This window comes from Phenylobacterium sp. (assembly GCF_035276905.1).
Taxonomy (GTDB): Bacteria; Pseudomonadota; Alphaproteobacteria; order Caulobacterales; family Caulobacteraceae; genus Phenylobacterium.
On record NZ_DATELG010000293.1, the window covers coordinates 1 to 7,775 of the forward strand.

Annotated in this window: 7 protein-coding genes and 2 tRNA genes; 8 read left to right on the forward strand and 1 reads right to left on the reverse strand. The window is 68.5% G+C overall.

Annotated elements, in window-relative coordinates; genetic code table 11:
* Positions 1-74, reverse strand: a tRNA-Gln gene (locus VJS38_RS13890).
* A gap of 150 nt (positions 75-224) precedes the next feature.
* Here VJS38_RS13890 and VJS38_RS13895 point away from each other — a divergent pair.
* The 8 genes from VJS38_RS13895 to VJS38_RS13930 all read left to right on the forward strand — a co-directional run.
* Positions 225-301, forward strand: a tRNA-Pro gene (locus tag VJS38_RS13895).
* 243 nt (positions 302-544) lie between these two features.
* Complete coding sequence (locus tag VJS38_RS13900) at positions 545-1,012, forward strand: hypothetical protein (RefSeq protein ID WP_324088745.1); 468 nt, start codon at positions 545-547, stop codon at positions 1,010-1,012.
* A 42-nt stretch (positions 1,013-1,054) separates the two neighbouring features.
* Complete coding sequence (locus VJS38_RS13905; protein ID WP_324088746.1) at positions 1,055-2,671, forward strand: inorganic phosphate transporter; 1,617 nt, start codon at positions 1,055-1,057, stop codon at positions 2,669-2,671.
* An 86-nt stretch (positions 2,672-2,757) separates the two neighbouring features.
* Positions 2,758-2,976, forward strand: a complete 219-nt coding sequence (locus VJS38_RS13910; RefSeq protein WP_324088747.1) for a hypothetical protein — start codon at positions 2,758-2,760, stop codon at positions 2,974-2,976.
* 57 nt (positions 2,977-3,033) lie between these two features.
* Positions 3,034-3,717 carry a response regulator transcription factor gene (locus VJS38_RS13915; RefSeq protein ID WP_324088748.1) on the forward strand — a complete coding sequence of 228 codons (684 nt, stop codon included), beginning with the start codon at positions 3,034-3,036 and terminating at the stop codon, positions 3,715-3,717.
* 13 nt (positions 3,718-3,730) lie between these two features.
* On the forward strand, positions 3,731-5,068 hold the full coding sequence (locus tag VJS38_RS13920) for a HAMP domain-containing sensor histidine kinase (RefSeq protein WP_324088749.1): 1,338 nt from the start codon (positions 3,731-3,733) through the stop codon (positions 5,066-5,068).
* Positions 5,069-5,074: 6 nt separating this feature from the next.
* A complete protein-coding gene (locus tag VJS38_RS13925) occupies positions 5,075-5,728 on the forward strand; it encodes a winged helix-turn-helix domain-containing protein (protein WP_324088750.1) in 654 nt (217 codons plus the stop codon).
* Between the two features lie 151 nt (positions 5,729-5,879).
* Positions 5,880-7,775, forward strand: a 1,896-nt coding sequence (locus VJS38_RS13930; RefSeq protein ID WP_324088751.1) for an efflux RND transporter permease subunit, incomplete at its 3' end; no start/stop codon positions are given.

Genomic DNA, 7,775 nt, shown 5'->3' on the forward strand with positions numbered 1-7,775 from the left:
TGGCTGGGGAACTAGGACTCGAACCTAGAATGACGGTACCAAAAACCGCAGTGTTACCATTACACCATTCCCCAGCAGGAACGGCGCAGAGGGGCTCCCCCTCGCGAGGCGGTGGAGATAGCGCAGCGCCTTTGCGGATGCAACGCCTTCTGACCGTCTTCAGCGCGGGAAAATGGCCCGCTTGCAGGCCACGGAATCCTTCCCTATAAGGCCCGCTCCTTAGTCGGAGTGTGGCTCAGTCTGGTAGAGCACCGCGTTCGGGACGCGGGGGTCGCAGGTTCGAATCCTGCCACTCCGACCACTCATTCCTGCAAGACAATGGGCCTCCATTCGTCGGCCGGAACTGTCTCAAGAAGTCCGCGGCATGCCGGGGATGCGGGAGCCGATAGCGTCTCTCCGATTTCGGCCCAATGCGGCCGGAAATCCACCCTGCCCTCCCGGCCCATTCCACAAGTGTAGGTCTCGGTCCTGAGGCCCGGACGACGGCCTCTCGCTCCACCCAGCCAAGCACCAGCACGGCGAGCAGGCCCGGAGCAAACGTGAGATGAGCCTTCATGTTAACTGGCTCGCCGTGCAGAGCAGCGACAAGGATGCGCTGTTGGCGCACCTCGGCTTCCGTGAAACCGGCTGGGCCAACGATGAGTTGAGGGCGCGGCTCGCCTGCTCGGTATTGCCCAACGGCTGGACCGTGATCGTGTCCAGTGACTATGGTCTCAAGCTGGACCGTTTGTTGCCGCCGGCCTCGGCGCGGGGAAGCCGCGAAAGGGAGACGGCCACCGACGTTGAGGTTGCTGAGGCTGTAAAGCTGGTACGCCGCCCACATATCGGCAGACAACTTGCGGGCCGACTACACCCGCGACCACTCATTTCCCGCGACCTGAAGACCTGTTGCGCCCGGCCCTGGAAGGGCCTGCCGGACGCACGTTCAGCGCGCAAACCAAGCGCCGCCACGCCACCCAAGGTTGGGCGCGTTCAGACATTCTTCATAAATTCGTTGCGGCGCACCCCTTAGATGCAGACGGCTCGCAGAGCCTATCTCAGGGGGACATTTGCGATGACTGACGCCGCCATCACGAGTTCGGTCGCACGGGTGGCCAAGCCGCACCTCGACCACCGGCCGAACGCCGTCACCAGCGTCGTCTTCTGCACGCTGCTGGCGCTGGGCCTCGGTTACGGCCTGCACGGCCTGGTCGACGACATCCGCAGCGTGAACGAGCCGATCGCCGTCGGCGTCTTCTTCCTGTTGGGGATCGCCCTTCTGATCGCGCTCGGCTTCGAGTTCGTGAACGGCTTCCACGACACCGCCAACGCCGTGGCCACGGTGATTTACACCCACTCCCTGCCGCCCGTCGTGGCGGTGGTCTGGTCCGGCTGCTGGAACTTTATCGGCGTCATGGTCTCGACCGGCGCGGTGGCCTACAGCATCATCACCCTGCTGCCCGTCGAGCTGATCCTCCAGGTCGGCTCGGGGGCCGGCTACGCGATGATCTTCGCCCTGCTGCTGGCGGCGATCATCTGGAACCTGGGCACCTGGGCGCTCGGCATCCCCAACTCCTCCTCCCACGCCCTGATCGGCTCGGTCATGGGCGTGGGCCTCGCCAACCAGCTGATGGCGCCGGCCGGCCAGCACACCTCGGGCGTCGACTGGAGCCAGGCCATGAAAGTGTTCCAGGCCCTGCTGTTCAGCCCGCTGATGGGCTTTGGCCTGGCGGCGGTCGCGCTGCTGCTGCTGAAGGTTCTGGTCCGCTCGCCCACGCTCTATCAGGAGCCGAAGACCAATGCCCCGCCGCCCTGGTGGATCCGCGGCCTGCTGGTGCTGACCTGCACGGGCGTCTCCTTCGCCCACGGCAGCAACGACGGCCAGAAGGGCATGGGCCTGATCATGCTGATCCTGATCGGCGCCGCGCCCACCGCCTACGCGCTCAACCGCACGATGGAAGACAGCCACACCCCGGCCTTCGTCCAGTCGGCGGCCTCCGCCCAGGCGGTGTTCGAGACCCACGCCAAGGGCCGGCCGATGATCCCGCCGGCCCAGGCCCGCACCGTCGTCGGCGACGCCCTGCGCACCAAGCAGCTGGACAAGCCCGCGGTCTACGCGGGCCTCGCCTCCCTGTCGCAGGACATCGCCGCCAACGTGAAGAACTACGGCTCCATCAAGCATGTGCCGGCCGCCGCCACGCCGAACCTGCGCAACGACATGTATCTGGCCAACGACGCCATCCGGATCATGACCAAGAACAAGGTCAAGTTCGCCCCGGACGAGGCCAAGGCGCTGAAGGCCTACAGCGACAACCTGCAGAAGAGCACGCGCTTCATCCCGACCTGGGTGAAGGTCTGCGTCGCCATCGCGCTTGGCCTGGGCACGATGGTCGGCTGGAAGCGGATCGTCGTCACGGTCGGCGAGCGGATCGGCAAGACCCACCTGACCTATGCCCAGGGCGCAGCGGCCGAGCTCGTCGCCATGGGCACGATCCTCGCCGCCGACGCCTACGCCCTGCCGGTCTCGACCACCCACATCCTCTCCAGCGGGGTGGCGGGAACCATGGCGGCCAACGGCTCGGGCCTGCAGTGGTCGACGGTGCGCTCGATCGCCATGGCCTGGGTGCTGACGCTCCCGGCCGCCATGGCCATCTCCGGGGGAATCTACTTCATCCTGCGCCAGCTCGTCTGAGGACTTAGCCATTCCCTATCGCGGAACTGGAGAATGAGCCGGGCATTCTCTCTTCCGGGCGTCGGGGACGGCCGAGGGGCCTTGCAATGGCGATGCAGGCATATCGACTGAGCCTCCTTCAGGAACCCGCGACCGCCGGCGTCAGCTTCGAGTTCGAAGCCGAGACCGATCGCGACGCGGTCCGCCTGGGCGCCGAGGCCGCCGCCGGCCTGGGCGGCTTGCTCTGGCGAGAAGGCCGGCTCCTGCTGCGCCTGGAGAAGTTCGGCGTCGACCAGGCGACGCCGGCCTGGAGCGAGGCCGACTAGCGATCCCGTCCGCCCGGAGCTTGCGTCGCCCGGCGACATGTCCGCCTACTCGCGCGCATGAGCCGCATCCTTTGCATCGAGGACGACGAGACTATCGCGCAGGAGATCATCTCCGAGCTGACGGGAGCCGGCTTCGACGTCGAATGGGTGGCCGACGGGCGCGAGGGCTTGATGCGCGCGGTCAGCGAGCCCTTCGCCGCCATCACGCTTGACCGCATGCTGCCGAACGTCGACGGCCTGACCATCTTGCAGGTCGTGCGCCAGGCCGGCGTCGACACCCCGATCCTGATGGTCAGCGCCTTGAGCGACGTCGACGAGCGGGTCAAGGGCCTGCGCGCCGGCGGCGACGACTACCTGACCAAGCCGTTCGCATCCGAGGAGCTCAGCGCCCGGCTGGAAGTGCTGCTGCGCCGCCAGCGGCGCGCCGGGGCCCGCGAGACCATCCTGAGCGCCGGTGACCTGGAGATGGACCTCGTCACCCGCGAGGTGCGCAGAGGCGGCCGCGATCTGAAGCTCCTGCCGACCGAGTTCAAGCTGCTGGAGCTGATGCTGCGCAACTCCGGCCAGGTGCTGACCCGCAGCATGATCTTCGAGTCGGTCTGGGGCTACCGGTTCGATCCCGGCACCAACCTGATCGACGTGCACATGGGCCGACTGCGGCGCAAGGTCGATCCGCCCGGCGCCGAGCCCCTGATCCAGACCGTCCGCGGGTCCGGCTATGCGCTCCGCCCGCCGCGCTGAGTTCGATACCGCGATGCGCCTATGGCGCACCACGCCGTTCCGGTTGACCGTCATCTATGGCGCGGTCTTCGCCGTCGGGGTGTTGGCGCTCGTGGCGCTGATCTATTTCAGCGCCGCCGGCTACCTGACGACGCAGATGGACCAGATCGTGCTCGGCCAGGCCAGGTCGCTCAGCACCGGGCCTGCCGACACCCTGCCGGACCGCATCGCCCAGGCGCAGGCCGCGGACGTCCGCCAGGTCAACTACTACGGCCTGTTCTCCGCCGACGGGGTGTGGATCACTGGCAACGTCAGGGCCCTGCCGCCCGACCTGCCGATCGACGGCGTCCCCCGCGGGCTCGCCGGGGCCCGCTTCCTGCCCGGCGCCCAGGGCCTGGCCAAGCGCCTGCCCTGGGGCGAGATCCTGGTGGTCGGCTACGACGCCAAGGTGCTCAAGGGCCTGCGCCACATCATCGCCAGCGCCGTTTTGGGGTTCGGCGGCATCGTGCTTCTGCTGGGCCTAGGGCTCGGTGCGACCCTCAGCCTCGGGCCCCTCCGGCGGATCCGGGAGGTGCAGCGGGCGAGCGAGGCGGTGCTGCAGGGCGATCTCACCGCCCGATTGCCGGTCTCCGCGCGCGGCGACGAGATCGACGTCCTGGCGCGCCTCGCCAACACCATGATGGCCGAGGTCGAGCGCCTGATGGGCGAGGTCCAGGTGGTCGGCCACAACGTCGCCCACGACCTGCGCACGCCGCTCAACCGCCTGCGCGCCCTGCTCTACCGCACCAGCCAGAGCTTCGACGAGACCGATCCCCACCATCTCGCCCTGGAGCAGGCGCTGAAGGAGACCGACAGCCTGCTGGTCCGCTTCCGCGCCCTGCAGCGGATCGCCGAGATCGACCGCCGCAAACGCCGCGCCGGCTTCGCCGCGGTCGGGCTCGAGCCCCTGTTGCGCAACGTCTTCGAGCTCTACGAGCCGCTGGCCGAGGAGGCTGGCCATACGCTGGAGCTCCGGCTCGCCCCCGCCGCTCCGATCCAGGCCGACGGCGAGCTCCTGTTCGAGGCGATCGGCAACCTGGTGGCCAATGCGATCAAGTTCACCCCGGTCGGCGGACGCGTGCTGCTGGCCCTCGACGCCACGGCGGCGGGGCCGCGCATCCAGGTGGTCGACAGCGGCTGCGGCGTGCCCGAAGGCGAGCGCGAGGCCGTGCTCCAGCGCTTCTACCGCAGTCGGCGGCACGAATGCGCGCCGGGCTCGGGCCTGGGCCTGAGCATCGTCGCCGCCGTCGTGCGCCTGCACGCCTTCCGGCTGGAGCTGGGCGACGCCCAGCCGGGCCTTAAGGTGACAATCGACGCCTGGCCCCAAGGCTAGAGCCGCATGCAGCTGATCTACATGAGCGGCCACGGCGACGACCACTGGCTGGTCGAGGGGCTTCGGCAGATGGGCCACATCGTCGAGCTGGCCGGCTGGGCGCAGGAGACCGCGGCGCTGGCGGCCGAGGACGGCTATGACCTCGTCCTGGCCGACATGCCCCGGCTGGACGCCGCGCTCATCGCCCGCCTCAGCAGCGAAGCGCCCCTGGCGGTGCTGGCCGACGCGGCCGAGCCGGCGGAACGGGCCGCGGCGCTCCGCGCCGGCGCCGACGCCTGCCTGATCCGGCCGCTGCACCTGATCGAGGTGCAGACCCAGCTGATGGCCCTCGTGCGGCTGTCGGACCGCCTGCGCCCGTCGCCGCTGCAACGCGCGGGCCTCAGCCTGGACCGCGGCGCGCGGCGGCTGTCGATCGGTCCCCGCGAGACCCAGCTCTCCGCCGCGGAATTTCGGCTGATGACCTTCCTCCTGCGGCGCGAGGGCGAGGTGGTCGACCTGGCCCGTCTCGACCGTCACCTCCTGGGCGCCGAGGCCGAGCCCCAGCCGCAGCGCATCCGCGCGCTGGTCGCCCGCCTGCGCGCCAAGCTGCGCCGCGAACTTGGCGCGGCGCTGCTCCACGCCGTCCGCGGCCATGGGTATGTGCTGCGGCTGGATGACTGAGCTTCCCTCCCCACAAGGCGGAGAGAAGGCTTCACCTAAAACAATCTTCATCCAAATCGCGCCGGGGATTTAGCCGCACGGGCGCATGAGGCCGCGCTTCGAGCCGGCTGCGCCCAGTGGGCGGCCGTCCACCCGTGGAGTATCCCCGCGCATGCAGGCCCTCGTCCGCATCGCCCTGCGTCGTCCCTACACCTTCGTGGTGATGGCGCTGCTGATCCTGATCATCGGCCCCATGGCGGCGCTGAAGACGCCGACCGACATCTTCCCCAACATCAAGGTGCCGGTGATCGGCGTGGCCTGGACCTACACCGGCCTGTCGCCGGACGAGATGTCGGGGCGAATCATCTCGCCCTACGAGCGGGTGCTGACCACCACGGTCAACGACGTCCAGCACATCGAGAGCACCTCGCTGCCCGGCATGGGCATCGTGAAGATCTATTTCCAGCCCAACGTCGACATCCGCACGGCGACGGCCCAGGTGACCTCGATCTCGCAGACGGCGATCCGCTCGATGCCGCCCGGAACCCAGCCGCCGCTGATCCTGAACTACAACGCCTCGACCGTGCCGATCCTGCAGCTGGCGACCTCGTCGAAGGCGCTGTCCGAGCAGCAGGTGCTGGACCTCACCCAGAACTTCATGCGCCCGGCGCTGACCACCGTGCCGGGGGCGGCCATCCCCTATTCCTACGGCGGCCGCGTGCGCCAAGTGCAGATCGACCTCGACCCCGTCGCCCTGCAGTCCAAGGGCTTGTCGGCCCAGGACGTCGCGGGCGCCATCGCCGCCCAGAACCAGATCACCCCCGTGGGCCAGATCAAGGTCGGCGGCCTGCAGTACGACGTCGAGCTCAACGACGCCGTGCCGACGATCGAGGCGCTCAACGACGTGCCGATCAAGACCGCGAGCGGCGCAACCATCTATGTGAAGGACGTGGGCCACGTTCGCGACGGCAGCCCGCCGCAGCAGAGCATCGTCCACGTCGACGGCGCCCGCGCGGTGCTGACCACCGTCCTCAAAGTCGGCCAGACCTCGACCCTCGACATCGTCCAGGGCGTGAAAGACAAGCTGCCGAAGCTCAAGGAGACCCTGCCCGACAGTTTCAAGATCGTTCAGCTGAACGACCAGTCGCTGTTCGTGAAGTCGGCGATCGGCGGCGTGGTGCGCGAGGGCGTCATCGCCGCGGCCCTGACCAGCCTGATGGTGCTGCTGTTCCTGGGAAGCTGGCGCTCGACGGTCATCATCGCCACCTCCATCCCGCTGGCGGTGCTGTGCGCGATCGCCGCGCTCTCGGCGCTCGGCCAGACGATGAACATCATGACGCTGGGCGGCCTTGCGCTCGCCGTCGGCATCCTGGTCGACGACGCCACCGTCACCATCGAGAACATCAACTGGCACCTGGAGCAGGGCAAGGACGTCCGCACCGCCATCCTCGACGGCGCCGATCAGATCCTGACGCCGGCCTTGGTCTCCATGCTCTGCATCTGCATCGTCTTCGTGCCGATGTTCATGCTGCAGGGCGTGGCGGGCTTCCTGTTCGTGCCGATGGCCGAGGCTGTGGTCTTCGCCATGGTCGCCTCCTTCATCCTGTCGCGGACGCTGGTACCGACGATGGCGATGTTCCTCTTGAAGCCGCACCAGAGCGGGATCGAGTATTCCGGCGCGAACCCCTACGAGGCCGAACCCCACGCCGCCCCTTCCGCATGGAAAAACCCCCTGGCGCGCTTCCAGCGCGGTTTCGAGGGCCGCTTCCACCGCGTGCGCGAAAGCTATCGCGCCCTGCTTGAGCGGGCGCTGCGCCGTCGGCGCGGCTTCGTCACACTCTTCCTGGCGGTCGTGGCGCTCTCCTTCGGGCTGACGCCCTTCCTCGGCGAGAACTTCTTTCCCGCGGTGGACTCCGGCCAGATCACCCTGCACGCCCGGCCGCGGGTCGGCACGCGGATCGAGGACGCCTCGGTCGAGTTCGGCCGTATCGAGCAGAAGATCCGCGAGGTGATCCCGCCGTCCGAGCTGTTGTCGATCGTCGACAACATCGGCCTGCCGCCCAGCTCG

Coding starts and splice junctions, on each gene's coding strand:
- VJS38_RS13900 (WP_324088745.1), top strand. CDS start 545: ATGAGCCTTCATGTTAACTGGCTCGCCGTGCAGAGCAGCGACAAGGAT.
- VJS38_RS13905 (WP_324088746.1), top strand. CDS start 1,055: ATGACTGACGCCGCCATCACGAGTTCGGTCGCACGGGTGGCCAAGCCG.
- VJS38_RS13910 (WP_324088747.1), top strand. CDS start 2,758: ATGGCGATGCAGGCATATCGACTGAGCCTCCTTCAGGAACCCGCGACC.
- VJS38_RS13915 (WP_324088748.1), top strand. CDS start 3,034: ATGAGCCGCATCCTTTGCATCGAGGACGACGAGACTATCGCGCAGGAG.
- VJS38_RS13920 (WP_324088749.1), top strand. CDS start 3,731: ATGCGCCTATGGCGCACCACGCCGTTCCGGTTGACCGTCATCTATGGC.
- VJS38_RS13925 (WP_324088750.1), top strand. CDS start 5,075: ATGCAGCTGATCTACATGAGCGGCCACGGCGACGACCACTGGCTGGTC.